This window comes from Vibrio sp. V01_P9A10T6 (genome assembly GCF_963877065.1).
Classification (GTDB): domain Bacteria; phylum Pseudomonadota; class Gammaproteobacteria; order Enterobacterales; family Vibrionaceae; genus Vibrio; species Vibrio anguillarum.
In genome coordinates, this window is the sequence record NZ_CAWNTB010000203.1 from 1 (window position 1) to 16,126 (window position 16,126).

The window sequence follows — 16,126 nt, forward strand, 5'->3', positions numbered from 1 at the left end:
CTGCACGACAAGGCCATCACGCAACATCTCAAGCTGAGCGGTTTTGTCCACCAGCTCCAGCGCCGTTAAGCCAGATTGGCGACTGGCCAGTTTTATCTCATAGCGAAAACCGTAGCAATGCAGGCCCGCTTGCGCGCTATCAGACAGCGATTCCACGCCTTGGTATTCACGCACCACTAACGTGTCGTCTGCCAAACCCTCCACGGTGAGCCTAAAACTTAACCTTGCCATCTTTTTACCTTCCACATTTGAATGTCGAAAAACCTTAAGCTCAATACATAACTAGGCTACGTACTGAGCTTAAGGTTTTGGTGTGGGCCACTCACCCCAAGGACATGAAACACGAGTGAGCGACCCAAAAACTAAGCGTGATTACGCTTCAACAGGCTTGCGCCAGTCGTCAGAGCCTGAAGTACCCGCATTCACGTGATCCCACAGGATTTTACGGTAAGACATAGAAACCGTAACGTTTTGTGTGAAGTCGCCGTTCGCTGGATCTTGGCAATGTGGCATTTCACAGTGAATGTCCACGATAGACGCGCTTTCGAGTGTAGTAGTGAAGAAGTTCTCTTGCTTACCTTCGATAGAAGTGCGGTACCATTTTAGCTCAACCGATTTCATCTTCTCGCCAGACGCCAGTGCGTTATAAAGAAGAGGAACCGCTTTGTTTAGCGCTACGGTGAATTTAAATGGTTTGTGAACACGTTGACCAGAAGGCTGACCTGATTGTGGATCAGTCGGTACAGTTACAACGTGGTCAAATTGTTGAACCAACATTTGGTCTTCATGACCTTCAACGAACGCATCACCGATTGAATCAGTAGACAGAGCACCAGCAGTGATCAGGCCCTGAGTTTCGCCTTCGATAGAGATATAACATGGAGTTGGCATTGCAAATTCCTTACTTTAATGATGAATGGTATGAAACAAGTTCACTCGTCATAGAGCAAAGTCAGTGCCAACTCTATTACCATTTAAAATCAAACACTTATATTGCATGTATTTTTGATTGAGCAAAAACCTGCCCAGTATGAGCAAGATATTGCTTCGATGGGTAAAAACTTACCCTCATTCTGAGACAGCCAGATGTAAAAATCCCGATTCACACTGTAAATCGGGATTTTGATGTTGAGACTTCACAAGAAACCATTCAACTCATTAAATTGCAATGGGGTTGACAACTATACCCTTGTCTCTAGCTTATAGTAGAGAGTTGCCAGTGGCGGTACACAGACCAAAATAGATTGGTCTAAACCCTCACTCTCAACGTTTTCAGTCAGTACACGGTTTTTGACTTCAAAACCGCTACCGCCATAGTGTCTATCATCTGTATTAAGCAGTAATTGATACTCACCTTTGACAGGCATACCTAAACGAAAAGCTTGGTGAGGAACAGGGGTAAAATTGGTGATAATTAAAATACGTTCACCGCAGTCACTCATGCGTTCATGCGCAAGAATGCTCGCATCGGCCGCATCTTGTAAGCGCCACTCAAAGCCACGAGGCTCACTGTCTAACTCAAAAAGTGCAGGCTCGGCTTGATACATCTTATTGAGATCTCGCGTTAAATTCTGCACTCCTTGATGGCGTTCAAACTGCAATAAGAACCACTGAAGTTGGTCATCATGATTCCATTCTGCCGTTTGACCAAATTCAGTGCCCATGAAGTTGAGTTTTTTACCCGGCTGGCCATACATGTAACCCATATAAGCACGCAAGTTTGCCGTTTGTTGCCACTCATCGCCGGGCATTTTGTTGTGGATCGAACCCTTGCCGTACACCACTTCATCGTGCGATAGCGACAACACATAGTTTTCACTGTGTGCATAGACTAACGGGAAGGTGATGACGTTGTGATGGTATTTACGATGGACGGGATCTTCTTTTATATAGGCCAAACTGTCATGCATCCAGCCCATATTCCATTTGAAACCAAAACCTAAGCCGCCCATAAAGGTTGGCGCTGAAACGCCGGGAAAAGCTGTTGATTCTTCAGCAATGGTCATAGCATTCGGGAAGTGTTTGTACACTTCTTCGTTCATCCACTTTAAGGTGGCAATCGCATCGTAATTTTCTCTACCGCCATCCACATTTGGGATCCATTGATCATGGCTGCGTGAGTAGTCGAGATAGAGCATAGAAGCAACGGCGTCTACTCGAATGCCATCGATATGGAACTGTTCAAACCAATATAACGCATTCGAGACCAAGAAACGGCGCACATGTTCGCGGCCAAGGTCGTAAATATATGAACTCCAATCTTGATGCCAGCCGCGGCGTGGATCAGGGTCATGGAATAAAGGAGTGCCATCAAAATTGGCTAAGCCATGACTATCGGCAGGAAAATGTGCGGGAACCCAATCGAGCACCACACCAAGGCCGGCTTGGTGACATTGATCAACGAAATATTTAAAATCATCGGGCGTACCAAAACGGCTCGTTGGCGCAAATAAGCCAACAGGTTGATAACCCCAAGAACCATAGAATGGGTGCTCAGACACGGGCATAAGCTCTACATGGGTATAGCCTAAATCCACCAAATAAGGCACCAGTTGATCAGCCAGCTCACGATAATTTAAAAATTCACCCGCCGAATTACGACGCCAAGAGCCTACGTGCAACTCATAGAAAGAGAGTGCTTGCTTGCGCTTTTCGGTGATGGGGCGAGCTTGCCACGTACTGTCTTGCCATTCATAGCGACGATGATCGTATGTTACCGAGGCAAATGAAGGGTACTGCTCGGCATAGTGACCCCAAGGATCGGCTTTATGCGGTAACCCTTCACCATGAGGCCCTTTCAATTCAAATTTGTATTGCGTACCTTCGGGTAAGTCGGGCATGAAAATTCCCCAGATACCGTAATCAAGGCGCTGCATTGGATTACGACGTCCGTCCCATTGGTTAAATGCGCCAATCAAACTGCACGCTTTTGCATGCGGTGCGTAGACTAAAAAACGGATACCTGAGATTTGTTTACCACCACGTTCCATGGTCACGAACTGCGAACCCATGTGGTGATACATCGATTTCGGCGTATGTAAATCATCATATTCAGCGTATAAACCATGGTACTGATATGGGTCATCGATGAGCTGTTCGACACCTGCCCAATCGACCGCCAATTGGTAGTGGGTAAAACGTAGATCAATGTCTGATTTGAGGATGAAACCCGACTCATCTTCACGCTCAAGTAGAATGCGGGGTTGATTTTCCACCACCAGCTCAACTTTTTCGGCACCCGGCATCCAAACGCGTAGCGCACCTTGATCGGGTGCAAGGTAAGGGCCTAAAAATGAGAATGGATCTGTAAATGATGCATGGGAAAGTTGGCTATATGCCTGCTTTAGCTTTGAAAGCTTTTTTGTTTTCATATCCCTACTCCTAACCTAACTTTCTTTAAACGTATAAAAATGCCCGCTAAAATGGCGGGCATACTAGCGAGGTTCAGTGTACCGAACTCTGCTGTTACATTGAGTGACCTAGACTAAAATTCTTCATGCCATGATTAAGAAAGATAACACTAAGTCACATCAAGGTTTATTCAGTAAGTGATTATTTACTTACACTCGCTCGCACTTCCGTTAAACGTGCAGCAATGCGATTGACATTATCACGCGCAAATACTTCATCCAAATTCATTGAAAGTTTACGACGCCAGTTAGGGTACTCATTAACGGTGCCCGGAATATTAACGGGTTTATCCATTTCCAACCAATCTTCTAACTGAATACTTAACAAGGTCGATGCACCAGATGCAACGTGCAGTTGCAGCGCCTCACTTAAATATGAATCCATTGGAACAAGGCTTGCGTCGCGCCCCACACCCTCAGGCAAATAACCATGCCATGCCACCGAATCCAAAATGCCTTGTTTACATTTCAAACGGTCCTCAAACAAGGCTTCGAGCTGGGCTTGATCGGGGTACAAACCAATTTCGCTCCCCATTTTGAGATCATCGCAATGCCAGAAACCACGCAACGTTGGCATATCATGTGTGCACAGTGCCGACATCGACTGAGCGGCGTAATGTTTCGGTGAGATAAAGCCGCCATCTTCTGCGGTTTCAAAGAAGAACACTTTATAAGAGTGAACACCCGCATCGGCTAAAATATCGACGATTTCATCAGGTACTGTACCCAAATCTTCGCCAATCACGCTACATTGATGGCGGTGAGATTCCAACGCTAAAATCGCGAGCATATCTTGTACTGGGTAGTAGATGTAAGCACCCTTAGTGGCATTTTCACCTTTTGGTACCCACCACAAGCGCAGTAAACCAAGTACATGGTCAATGCGCAGCGCACCACAATGTTTCATATTGGCGCGCAGCAGCTTGATATAAGCATCGTAAGCGGTTGCTTGTAAGACTTGTGGGTTAAGCGGTGGTAAGCCCCAATTTTGACCCAATGGTCCAAGAATATCGGGCGGTGCGCCAATGCTGGCGTCTAAAATCAAGTTACCGGCATCAGCCCAAGTTTCAGAGCCTGAATCAGCCACACCCACCGCAAGGTCGCGGTATAAGCCGACCGCCATGCCTTTTTCTTCCGCGAGTGCTTGGGCTTCATTAATTTGGCCATCAGCAATCCACTGCAAGTACATGTATAGGTGAACTTTATCTTGATTGTCTTCGATAAATTTCTGTACTGCGCTGTTTTCAAAACGACGATATTTTTCAGGGAAAACCGGCCAACCCCATACATTCGGATCTTGGGCATGTAAATAGACATGCAGCGCATCGAATGCCGCTTGGTGCACTAAGCTCTCGCCACCTTCTTCAACGAAATTCAAAAAGGCTTGTGCGCGATCGCTATTTTTATCTAAATGGCGTTTTTTAAATTCGGTGAACAGAAGTGGCAAGACACTCATTTTTAATGTTGCAACTTCGGTGTAGTTTACCCAATGCGCTTCACGTACTTTCTGAAGACGTTGCTGAAACTCCGCACTGCCTACTTTTTGCTGCGCATCCGCACTCAAAGCAAATTCAGGCACTGAACTCACGTCTATGTATAAAATATTGAGCCAACGGCGTGACGATGGGCTGTAAGGACTCGCTCCTTCAGGGTTTGCAGGAAAGAGAGAATGAATCGGGTTAAGGCCGACAAAATCGCCGCCACGAGAGGCAATATCCGCCACTAACTGTTTTAAATCGCCAAAATCACCAATACCCCAGTTGTGCTGAGTACGCAGCGTGTAAAGCTGCACACTCGGGCCCCACAATTTTTTACCTTCAGTAATAGGTGCTTGTTTGTAACAGGCTTTTGGCGTCACTATCAGCGTGAGCTCATACGGTGTTTTACGGCGTTTCCGTGTCACCAACAGTTTGTGATATCCCCATGCCAAATCGCTTGGCAATGCAAACACTAAAGGGCCACCCTCAGCGCGTTCATCACGAACGACTTGCGATTGAAGATAGCCTTCAAGTACCTCTCCTTGCTCGGTTTCTAAGCGCCAGTTAAATTCGCTTTCACGTGCGCTGGCACCTAGATAAAGTGGCACTTCCACCGCTTCACCTTCACGAATAACGAGAACAGGATCCAATACATCTTTCTTGTGTTTCTTTTCTGCTGATTTCAGCAGCGTTTCATCATTGGTTGTGTCATAGCCCAAAGACGCCAATAAGCGGATAATGGTTTCATCTTCCACTTTCGCTTCGTCGCCCCACGCGCTTATGTAGCTGTCGGCAATGTTCGCCATCGCCGCTACTTGTTTTAATGCGTTTAGTTGTTTCATCGCTTTCTCCGAAGGGACTTCTTTCCCCTTCAAATGGGTAGGGTTTTATTATAATGAGTCATCATAGAGCCAAGGCCCTAAAGTCCTTGGCTTACTTGAAAATTAACGTTTAACGGTTTCTAATTTCCAGATGTTGTTAACGTAGTCACGGATACTGCGGTCAGAGCTGAACTTACCCACCAACGCGGTGTTAAGAATCGCTTTCTTCGCCCAGCCAGCCTGGTCACGGTACTGCTTGTCCATCGCCTGATGCGCTTGTACATACGAAGCGAAGTCAGCCAGCACTAGGTATGGATCACCACCATCAAGCAAGCTATCGAACGTGGCTTTCAATTTGCCCGGAGCGCCTGGGGTAAACTCTTCACCCACCAACAAATCCAGTGAAGCCTTAAGCAGCGGATCCGCATTGTAGTAATCATATGGGTTATAACCACTGGCTTTTAACGCTTCGACTCCGTCCACTTCCAAACCGAAGATGTAGATGTTGTCATCACCCACTTCCTCACGAATTTCCACGTTTGCACCATCCATCGTACCTATGGTTAGAGCACCATTTAGCGCCATTTTCATGTTACCAGTACCGGATGCTTCTTTACCTGCGGTAGAAATTTGCTCAGATACATCGGCAGCAGGAATGATGATTTCAGCTATGCTCACGCGGTAATCAGGAATGAAAACTACTTTTAGCTTGTTACCAATGCGCGGATCGTTATTTACTTTTTCCGCAATTTTATTGATGGCGTAGATGATCTCTTTAGCTAGGTGGTAACCCGGTGCCGCTTTAGCCGCGAAGAACACCACGCGCGGCGTCATATCGAACGTTGGGTCATTCACTAAACGATGATACAAAGAGAGAATATGTAACATATTCAAATGCTGACGTTTGTATTCATGCAAGCGTTTGATCTGCACATCAAAGATGGCATTGGTATCAAGCTCAATACCCATGTTCTCTGATACCCAATCAGCCAGACGCTGCTTGTTGTGTTTCTTAACCGCCATAAACTCTTTTTGGAATTTCGCATCGTCAGCGTATTGCGCAATCGCTTCTAGCTGGTCAAGGTGCGCTGGCCACTCAGTGCCAATTTTTTCCGAAATAAGCGCCGACAAACCTGGGTTACAAAATTTCAACCAGCGACGCGGCGTAATGCCGTTTGTTACGTTGTGCAAACGTGTTGGGTAAAGCTCGTGGAATTCTGGGAAAAGATCGCGTTTTACCAACTCCGAGTGCAGCGCTGCCACACCGTTCACAGCGTAAGAGCCAACCACACAAAGGTTTGCCATACGCACGACACGGTGGAAACCATCTTGAATGATGGAGAGTTTTTGCTGTTTCGACACATCACCCGGCCACTTGGCTCGTACTTCTTGCAGGAAGCGGTGGTTGATTTCGTAAATGATTTCCATATGGCGAGGAAGCAAACGCTGGATCAACGACTCGCTCCACGTTTCGAGTGCTTCAGGCAGTAGCGTATGGTTGGTATAGGCGAACGTTTTTGAGCTGATCGCCCATGCTTCATCCCAGCCCATGCCTTTCTCATCAATCAAGATACGCATCAATTCAGGAATGGAAATCGTTGGGTGAGTATCGTTTAGCTGAACGGTTTGATATTTAGGAAGATCAGCAATGTCATGACCCGCCGCCGCATGACGACGCAAAATGTCACGCATTGACGCCGCGCTATGGAAATATTGCTGCATCAAACGCAGTGTCTTGCCTTTTTCGTGGTTATCGTTTGGATAAAGTACTTTGGTAATGTTGCCTGCATCAATCAAGGCATGCTGTGCTTCAAAGTAGTTACCGTTGTTGAAATCAGCCAGTGAGAAAGGCGCAATTGCGCGACATTCCCATAAACGAAGTGGGTAAACCGTGTCGCTTTCATAGCCGACGATCGGTAAATCCCAAGGCATTGCTTGGACAAACATACTCGGAATCCAACGGCGTTTTTCCACGCCATTGTCATTGATAACGTCAACATGGCCGTAAAAACCAATCTCTTGTGCTAGGTGTGGTCGTGCCACTTCCCACGGGTAGCCTTCAACACAACGCCACTCATCAGGAGCTTCTTGTTGGTGGCCCTCACTAAAAGATTGCTTAAACAAACCATATTCATAATGTAAACCATAACCTACGGTTGGGTACTCTTGCGCAGCACACGAATCCATGAAACATGCCGCAAGTCGCCCTAAACCACCATTACCTAAGGATGGGTCACGTTCTTCTTCTAATAAATCCGTTAGGTTCTGACCTAAATCAGCCATCGCTTCCGTGATTTGCTCATACAGGCCCATGCTGATGAGGTTGTTGCCCGTTAAACGGCCAATCAAGAACTCAAGTGATAAGTAGTTCAGACCCTTAGCGTTAACAATGCGCTCGTCTTGCTCAGTTTCGAGTAGATCAAACATCGTTAATTCAGCCAGTGCGCGCCCCATTGCGAGATACCATGAACGGCTATCTGCATTTTCAATGGTGGTAGCGTAGGTGGCAGTCAGGTGTTTCTTTACGTTGTCTTGGAACGAAGCTTTATCAAACTTCTTCTGTTGCGTAGGTTTCATTAGCGAAATCTCACTTAGTCGTTTTAATTCATCTTCGGCATATCGTGCATCAGCTACGCAAGGTCGGCATCCTCCTAAAAATGACCTCGTTTAGGAGGAGGGCTCAGGGCGTAGAGGGCGAGCACCAGAGTCGCAGTGATCTATCTCTCATTCGTTGCACATAGCGGTTCATAAGCAGTGATTGTGATCACATCACCTTGCTCACTAGCCTAAATACCGCTCATGACGCTAAGGTTTCGATCGGGAATATCAATCTCTCAATATGAGAATTGGCTCTCAAAAAAATGAGCTTCATTTACAAATTACATGAGATTTTGTACATGCTCAGTTTTTATATAGCGCATAACAAAGAAGTTTTAGTGATTAAGGTCACAATTACAGGGCGTAGATGATGAGTAAATGTGAATCCTGCAAGAATCTCGGGATGGATCAATAAACGTGCGTCACGACATCAAGTAACATCCACACAAAATGAGTGATAGTTCACTTGTGTACTCCTAAATAATGATGCTCTTCTTACTAAGCACCTCCAAAGCTGCGATCAGCTTTTAAGTCAGTAACAAGAACAATAAATGGAATCTGGAAGATGTGGATACCTTCTAAGCTTACTCGTCCCGGCCGCCTTCACAACGCCATCGTTCGCCCGCGTGTGTTAGAGCTGCTTGCCCAAGCACCTTGCTACAAACTCGTGCTATTTCGCTCGCCTGCTGGTTATGGAAAAACCACCATGGCAGCCCAATGGTTATCAGACAAGACCAATGTGGGTTGGTATAGCATCGATGAAAGCGACAATGATGCGTTCCGATTTATCAACTACTTACTGCAAGCGATTAATAAAGCGACTCAGCAAAGTTGTCCAAATGCCCAAAAATTGGCCGAGCGACGCCAGTTCTCTTCTTTACACTCGCTATTTAGTGAAGTGTTTTCGGAAATGTCTGGCTTTAACAAAGAGTGCTATGTGGTTCTCGATGATTACCATTTGATCGCCGATGACGATATCCACGAAGCGATGCGCTTTTTCCTCAAACACATGCCAGACAACCTAACGCTGGTCGTCACTAGCCGTGCCACACCACCATTAGGCACGGCCAACTTGCGCGTACGCGATTTGATGATCGAAATTGGTAATGAGCTACTCGCCTTTGATACCGAAGAAACAACACGCTTCTTTAATCAACGGGTCTCTGATGGCGTGGATGATGATACTGCCAACAACTTGTGCACCTATGTCGAAGGCTGGCCCTCTGCACTGCAATTGATTGCCTTACAAGCACAGCACCAAAAGCGCACGTTGGCGCAGACAGCGGAGTCGGTATCGCAGTTTAATCATGCACATTTATGGGATTACTTAGTTGAGGAAGTGTTTGATCTACTCGATAAAGAAACGCGCCAATTTTTGATGCAATGCTCGGTGCTCGATCACTTTAATGACGTGTTAGTCTCTGCACTCACCAAACGTGACGACGCGCTGAGCATGATTGAGTCGCTCAACCGCTATGGTTTATTCATTTATCCACTGGAAGGTGAGCACAACTGGTACCGGTTCCACAACTTATTTGCGGAATTCCTCTCTCATGAACGCTTGGCGCGCATCCCGCAGCAGGAGCACGATCTGCACCGTGCCGCCGCGCACGCTTGGTTGCAAGAAGCCACACCTCATCAAGCGTTGCGTCACGCCACGCTCGCCAACGATACTGACTTACTCGCTACTATCTTGACGCAATTTGGCTGGAAGATGTTCAACCAAGGCGAGCTTTTGGCTCTCGAAGAGGCCATTAACCAACTCTCTCCGGCCCAACTCTATCGCGAGCCTAAACTGTGTATGCTACAAGCTTGGCTGGCTCAAAGTCAGCACCGCTACTTTGACGTTGGGGATCTGCTAACCAAATCGACCAACGAGATGAAAGCGCTCAATGTTCAGCTAAGCACCAAAGAACAAGGCGAATTCAATGCCCTACGTGCTCAAGTCGCGATCAACCAAAATGAGCCAGAAAAAGCCTTAGAACTTGCGGAGTTAGCACTGAGCCAACTGGATCACACCGTTTACCGCAGTCGTATTGTCGCCACTTCAGTCGTCGGCGAAGTGAACCACGTGCTCGGTCAATTAAGCCGCGCACTCTCGATGATGCAACAAACCGAAAAGCTGGCACGCCAGTATCAGGTTTACCACCAAGCGCTATGGGCATTACTACAGCAAAGCGAGATCTTGATTGCCCAAGGTTATGTGCAAGCCGCTTTTGAAGTACAAGATATTGCCTTCAAATTAATTGAAGAGCAGCAATTACAGCAAGTGCCATTACATGAGTTCTTACTACGGATACGTGCCCAAATCCTGTGGTGCTGGAACCGCTTGGATGAAGCGGAAGAATGCGCTTATAAAGGACTACGCGTATTGGGCAACCACTCTCCAAGCAAGCATCTGCACAGTTATTCAATGCTGGCGCGTATTGCTATTGGCCGTGGTGAACTCGATAAAGCGGGTAAGTTCATCGAACAAATACAGCACTTACTGAAACAATCGACTTATCACGTAGACTGGACGGCGAATGCTTCGCTCTCACTGATTCTATTTTGGCAAGCTCGTGGCAATGATGAAGCAATGTTGCAGTGGCTCAAGACCACCATTCGACCAGAAAAAGCATGCAATCACTTTTCACAGCTTCAATGGCGCAATATTGCTCGAGTTCAGATTCACTTAGGTCATTTGGAAGATGCGACTCAAACTTTGACGTTTATGCAGCACGAAGCGCAAACTTATCAGTTGATTACTGACCTAAACCGTAATTTGATCCTCGAAGCCGTTCTAGCAACCACAGTGCACAACGAAGAAGTGGCGAAAGAAAAACTCAAAGAGGCCCTACAGCTAACCAATCAGACGGGTATGGTGGGTAACTTTTTAATCGATGGTTCGCAGATCGGCCACTTATTGGAAAAACTCTCTAGCCGATCCGAATTGGGAGATCTGGAACGCCACCGCGCACAACAGTTAATGAAAGAGATCTCTACCACTCAGCGCAGCCGATCAGTCCATTTCGACGAAGAGTTTGTTGAGAAGCTGGTTAATCACCCAAATATTCCTGAGCTGGTTCGTACCAGCCCACTCACTCAACGTGAATGGCAAGTCTTGGGGCTTATCTACTCTGGGTTTAGCAATGAGCAAATTGCACAAGAGCTGGATGTCGCAGGAACCACCATCAAAACCCACATCCGCAACCTATACCAAAAACTGAATATTGCTAACCGCAAAGAGGCAATCCACACCGCCGAGAATTTATTGCAACTTATGGGCTATTGAGTCGCAGGTACGATCAAAAAGAGCCAGATAATCTGGCTCTTTTTGATCGTAAAACATGATGGTTAGAAGGTTTTTGGAGCGAAACCAGTCATCACTTCTAAACGCAGTTCTTTGCCCATTGTTGTCATCGGGTGTACCACGATTAAACCTTTAACTGACTTTTTCAATTGACCTAAATCGGCCTGTTCGGCTTTGGTCAACTCACGAGAAAATGGCATATCGAGCAAACTCTTACGCTCTTTGCTCACCGTATAATTTTGCTTGTGTTTTGCTTGAGCGAGCTTTTTCGTCAGTTGTTCTACTTCATCGGTAAATTTGCTGATCATTACTTGATCGCCACGACCTTTAGCCGCATCGAGCTTATGGCGACACGTATCTAAACGGTTATTGAGTTGTTGAATTTCATTTTTCAGGCTCATGGTCACTGGCTCTTCGAAAGTAAAGTGGGGGCGGAGTATATCACAGCCTATCTATACTCTATATAGAAATTAAGCTTAAACCGGTGAAATGAAAGCCACTGGCAAGTCATAGAGGGCATAACAACTCTACTTAGCATTCCAATTTGACATAACACCCATTTTTCATATGAAAATATGCTCTTTGTAAGACGCTGTGCCGCAAACTTAGCTAAGCTATATTTATAACAACAACGAGCATGTCAACCGTCAGTTAAAGTACCAAGGCCAATAACATAACAACAGGAAATAACCATGAGCCTGACTATTCGCCAAAGACTCTACGTGCTATCCATTGTTCCGCTACTGATTATTTCGTTAAGTATGATGTATCTCAGTTTTTCAGAAACACAAAAACTGAATCACGAACAAATGGCTGCTACCCGCGCTAGCATGATGGAGATGAAACAAAATGAGCTGCGTTCATATCTGCAAATTGCCGATACAGCGCTCAAATCACTCAAACAAAAGAACGCTCCCCTCAGCGAAGCCATCACCATACTGCGTGACATCGCGTTTGAAAATAGTGGCTATATCTTTGGCTACAATAGCAAAGGGGATCGACTACTACTGGGCCAAAGTAATGCTGGTTTAGGCGATAACTTTTGGAACATGCAAGATACGCATGGCAACTATTTAATCCAAGATTTAATCAAAAATGCCAAAGTAGATAAGTTCACTACCTACTATTTCCCCAAGCCGGGAGAGACGACACCACTACCTAAATTGGCCTATTCTACCTATTTGCCACAGTGGGATCTAATGATAGGCACTGGCTTTTACACCGATGACATTGATGCTGTAATCGCCAACATGGAAACACTCGCTGCGGAAAATATGCAAAGCAGTTTAGTCAATATCGGTTTGATGAGCTTGATCATTATCCTCATCGTCGGTTTTTTCGCCATCATTTTAAATCGCAGTATCATGCGTCCTCTCGAGCTATTTGATTTATCGATTCGTTCATTTGCAAACGGTGACGCTGATTTAACTGCAAGAATGGAAAAATTCAACGCCCCTGAATTTGCAAGATTAAGTGATAACTTCAATGCCTTTGTCTCCAGCTTGCAAAGTATCATTGCGCGCGTACACCAAGTTGGGCAACAGGTTGTGGATGAAACCAATGACATGACACAACGAGCACAACAAGTTGACGCCATTGCATCAGGGCAACGTGAAGAGACCGATCAAGTAGCGACAGCGATGACAGAAATGACCACGACTGCAACAGAGATCTCGAACAACGCCCATCATGCCGCTCAATCAGCAAAAGATGCTGACGACAACGCCAAAGATGCCCATGAAATCGTTGATTCGGCAGCAAAATCGGTACAGGATCTCGCCAAAGAGGTCGCTGAAGCGAGCCTTGTGATTTCAAAACTGGAAGGCGATGTGAAAAACATTTCGTCTCTACTTGCGGTTATCCAAGATATTGCAGAACAAACCAATCTACTGGCGTTAAACGCAGCTATTGAAGCGGCTCGCGCGGGCGAGCAAGGACGAGGATTTGCCGTGGTAGCAGATGAAGTCCGAAAATTAGCCAGCCGTACCCAAGACAGTACAGGGCAAATTCATGCCATGATCGGGCAACTGAAAAATGCCTCTGATGCCGCAGTTAAAGCGATGGATTCAAGCCAAAGTCGTAGCTTAAGCACCGTAGAAAAAGCCAATGCCGCATCGACAGCATTACAAAAAATTCAAGACTCTATTGCCACGATTATGGATATGAACGCACTGATCGCAACTGCAACAGAAGAGCAAAGTATTGTTGGGCAAGAGATATCAGAGCGTATTGTGGTGATATCTGATCAAAGTAGTCAATCGGCTGAACTGGCTAATCAGAACCAAGCGGGTAGCCAACAGCTGAATAGCCGAGCCAACGAACTCTATGAGTTGGTGGACCGCTTTAAAGTTTAGCAAGAAGAGGTAAAACTGATATTCGTAAGCGTCAGAATGAAAATCGTTGATCACTAAGTAAAAAAGCCATGTCAACATGGCTTTTTTCAATGAAGAGATCCCTAATGACTTACAGGAGATTTCTTTGGTTTAATCGATTTTTTCTTGATATTCGCGTTTATCTTCTGGACGCAACTGACGCTGAACACCCATTAAAAAGTTACGCAGGATCTGATCTTTACATTCACGGTAGTGTTTATTGTCAGGCTTGCGGAAAAATGCATTGAGCTCGTGCTTACTTAAACGAAAATCGATAAAAGCTAATGTGTCTAAAATATCTTCTGCTTTCATATCCAGCGCAATACGCAATTTCATGAAAATCATATTATTGGTTAAGCGTGTTTCAGGCTGAGGTTGTTCACCATCGCGTTTACCACGCTTTGTATTGATTAAGCCATTGAGAAATATCGCTAGATCCACATCACTCAACACAGATTCCGTCTCTTTGTTTAGCCAAGTAGTCACTTGCTCTTGAGTAACGCAGCCGTCCGCCGCAGCAAAAATCTCAACCATAGCTGAGTCTTTAAAGTCAAAAGTGTAGCGAATACGGCGTAAAATATCGTTATTGGTCAAAATAGATCCTAGGGTTAGATTTCCAGTGCCATCAAGATGACAGACTGTGAAGAAATAGCGCGCCACTGTAGCAGAAGAGCGATCGGACACCTATCTATTTTACTAGATGTAGAGCAATAGAGAAGATGCCGACTGGCCCAAAGAAGCTTTATCTCTCTGGGCCATCACAGTTAGGCTAATTTCAAATCATACCTTGTTCGATACAGCACCATATCTTCAATCGTCAATACAGGCATATTGTGCTTTTGCCCGAACGCAACGATCTCGGGTGTTTTGGCCATGGAACCGTCAGGATTGGTGAGTTCACACAATACGCCCGCAGGCATTAAACCCGCCATTTGCATAAGATCAACCGTCCCTTCCGTATGTCCACGACGAGCCAAAACACCTCCCGCCCGAGCGCGAAGTGGGAAGACATGGCCGGGGCGTGCAAGATCATCGGCTTTAGCATCAAAGCGGGCCGCGGTTTTTATTGTGGTCACTCGGTCTTGCGCTGAAACGCCCGTAGTTACACCTGTTTTTGCTTCAATCGAGACAGTAAAAGCGGTTTGGTTTGCGCTATTGTTATGCATTACCATCGGGGGCAGTTGCAGTTGATTAGCCTGTTCATCGGTCAAACATAGGCAGACGATGCCACTGCATTCACGGATCATCAGTGCCATTTGTTGTGTGGTCAGTGACTCAACCGCATAAATGATATCGCCTTCATTTTCACGATCTTCATCATCAAGCAACAACACGCCTCGCCCTTCTTTAAGCGCAGACAGTGCGTTTTCAACACGAGTAATAGGGTCGCCAAATTTGGCAAGTAGAGATAGCTGATTCATGGTTGTACTCCTAAAAAATCACCAGAATCAGGGCTGCTATGAGGGATCAAATCCAAAACAAATTGCACCAGCTAGCGAACTAACTGGCGTCTCTTCATTCTCTCTCATCCGGACTATAACCGTCGGCTCTGGTTTTTCACCAGATCTGCTGACCTCGATACATCGAGCGCTCGCGGGCTCATCTGCCTTCTCAACTGAAAAAACAAACACACCGCCGGTGGGGAATTTCACCCCGCCCTGAGAATTTAAAATATAAATTGGCTTTAAAAAAGCGATGTCATGGTAGTCGTTTACGATAAAGATGAAAAGTAGGACGAAGAAAAAGTGATGTGCATCGAAAAGGAAAGGCATCCTGCAATTATGCAGTTGGGGGTAACAGGAGCATAGCTAACTCAAGAGTTTAGGGTATGCAAGATGCCTTTATTCATGGTCACCAGTGACATAAATGAATCAGAGCTAAAATCGCCATTACCTCTATAGGGTTACGTGATTTTTCTAAACGCTGGCGGTAATAGATCGCCAGCGGTGTTGGCTGTTTGGTGTCAGTCGTTATGGGGTCGTTCATCATTCACCTCCTCAGCTATCGATGCGTTGATTGTGAATCAAAACAAGGAATACAAAAACTGAGAATTTTTTATTTTTTAATTCCTCATATCATCGAAATTAGCCTTAAAACGATATTTAAAAACTAAAAATCAATAAATGAGGAACAAATGATCATTAATATTTCTTAT

The 16,126-nt window shown here is 45.7% G+C and carries 10 protein-coding genes, 1 pseudogene and 1 riboswitch; of the genes and pseudogenes, 2 read left to right on the forward strand and 9 right to left on the reverse strand.

Features of this window, described 5'->3' with window-relative positions; translation table 11 throughout:
* The 5 genes and pseudogenes from AACQ21_RS15760 to AACQ21_RS15780 all read right to left on the reverse strand — a co-directional run.
* A pseudogene (locus AACQ21_RS15760) lies at positions 1 to 231 on the reverse strand (type VI secretion system tip protein VgrG); the annotation flags it as partial.
* Between the two features lie 141 nt (positions 232 to 372).
* Positions 373 to 891, reverse strand: a complete 519-nt coding sequence (locus tag AACQ21_RS15765; protein WP_013868180.1) for an Hcp family type VI secretion system effector — start codon at positions 889 to 891, stop codon at positions 373 to 375.
* A gap of 290 nt (positions 892 to 1,181) precedes the next feature.
* Positions 1,182 to 3,371, reverse strand: a complete 2,190-nt coding sequence (glgB, locus tag AACQ21_RS15770) for a 1,4-alpha-glucan branching protein GlgB (protein ID WP_094145640.1) — start codon at positions 3,369 to 3,371, stop codon at positions 1,182 to 1,184.
* A 181-nt stretch (positions 3,372 to 3,552) separates the two neighbouring features.
* Entirely contained in the window at positions 3,553 to 5,730 is a 2,178-nt protein-coding gene (malQ, locus tag AACQ21_RS15775) for a 4-alpha-glucanotransferase (protein WP_105977553.1), read from the reverse strand.
* Between the two features lie 102 nt (positions 5,731 to 5,832).
* Positions 5,833 to 8,286, reverse strand: a complete 2,454-nt coding sequence (locus AACQ21_RS15780; protein WP_013868184.1) for a glycogen/starch/alpha-glucan phosphorylase — start codon at positions 8,284 to 8,286, stop codon at positions 5,833 to 5,835.
* Positions 8,287 to 8,872: 586 nt separating this feature from the next.
* Here AACQ21_RS15780 and malT point away from each other — a divergent pair.
* Positions 8,873 to 11,581, forward strand: a complete 2,709-nt coding sequence (gene malT / locus AACQ21_RS15785; RefSeq protein WP_017046883.1) for an HTH-type transcriptional regulator MalT — start codon at positions 8,873 to 8,875, stop codon at positions 11,579 to 11,581.
* Positions 11,582 to 11,643: 62 nt separating this feature from the next.
* Here the strand turns inward: malT and AACQ21_RS15790 are convergent, their stop codons facing one another.
* Complete coding sequence (locus AACQ21_RS15790) at positions 11,644 to 12,000, reverse strand: YibL family ribosome-associated protein (protein WP_026027197.1); 357 nt, start codon at positions 11,998 to 12,000, stop codon at positions 11,644 to 11,646.
* 291 nt (positions 12,001 to 12,291) lie between these two features.
* Between AACQ21_RS15790 and AACQ21_RS15795 the strand changes: the two genes are divergently transcribed.
* On the forward strand, positions 12,292 to 13,953 hold the full coding sequence (locus AACQ21_RS15795; protein WP_017042354.1) for a methyl-accepting chemotaxis protein: 1,662 nt from the start codon (positions 12,292 to 12,294) through the stop codon (positions 13,951 to 13,953).
* A 129-nt stretch (positions 13,954 to 14,082) separates the two neighbouring features.
* Here the strand turns inward: AACQ21_RS15795 and AACQ21_RS15800 are convergent, their stop codons facing one another.
* The 3 genes from AACQ21_RS15800 to AACQ21_RS15810 form a co-directional block, all read right to left on the reverse strand.
* A complete protein-coding gene (locus AACQ21_RS15800) occupies positions 14,083 to 14,565 on the reverse strand; it encodes a YehS family protein (protein WP_038148283.1) in 483 nt (160 codons plus the stop codon).
* A 170-nt stretch (positions 14,566 to 14,735) separates the two neighbouring features.
* Positions 14,736 to 15,392, reverse strand: a complete 657-nt coding sequence (gene ribB / locus AACQ21_RS15805) for a 3,4-dihydroxy-2-butanone-4-phosphate synthase (protein ID WP_105977554.1) — start codon at positions 15,390 to 15,392, stop codon at positions 14,736 to 14,738.
* A 92-nt stretch (positions 15,393 to 15,484) separates the two neighbouring features.
* Positions 15,485 to 15,641, reverse strand: a riboswitch (FMN riboswitch).
* A 181-nt stretch (positions 15,642 to 15,822) separates the two neighbouring features.
* Complete coding sequence (locus AACQ21_RS15810; protein ID WP_013868191.1) at positions 15,823 to 15,960, reverse strand: hypothetical protein; 138 nt, start codon at positions 15,958 to 15,960, stop codon at positions 15,823 to 15,825.
* Positions 15,961 to 16,126 lie beyond the last annotated feature (166 nt).

Coding starts and splice junctions, on each gene's coding strand:
- AACQ21_RS15810 (WP_013868191.1), bottom strand. CDS start 15,960: ATGATGAACGACCCCATAACGACTGACACCAAACAGCCAACACCGCTG.
- AACQ21_RS15780 (WP_013868184.1), bottom strand. CDS start 8,286: ATGAAACCTACGCAACAGAAGAAGTTTGATAAAGCTTCGTTCCAAGAC.
- AACQ21_RS15795 (WP_017042354.1), top strand. CDS start 12,292: ATGAGCCTGACTATTCGCCAAAGACTCTACGTGCTATCCATTGTTCCG.
- malT (WP_017046883.1), top strand. CDS start 8,873: ATGTGGATACCTTCTAAGCTTACTCGTCCCGGCCGCCTTCACAACGCC.
- malQ (WP_105977553.1), bottom strand. CDS start 5,730: ATGAAACAACTAAACGCATTAAAACAAGTAGCGGCGATGGCGAACATT.
- glgB (WP_094145640.1), bottom strand. CDS start 3,371: ATGAAAACAAAAAAGCTTTCAAAGCTAAAGCAGGCATATAGCCAACTT.
- AACQ21_RS15765 (WP_013868180.1), bottom strand. CDS start 891: ATGCCAACTCCATGTTATATCTCTATCGAAGGCGAAACTCAGGGCCTG.
- AACQ21_RS15790 (WP_026027197.1), bottom strand. CDS start 12,000: ATGAGCCTGAAAAATGAAATTCAACAACTCAATAACCGTTTAGATACG.
- ribB (WP_105977554.1), bottom strand. CDS start 15,392: ATGAATCAGCTATCTCTACTTGCCAAATTTGGCGACCCTATTACTCGT.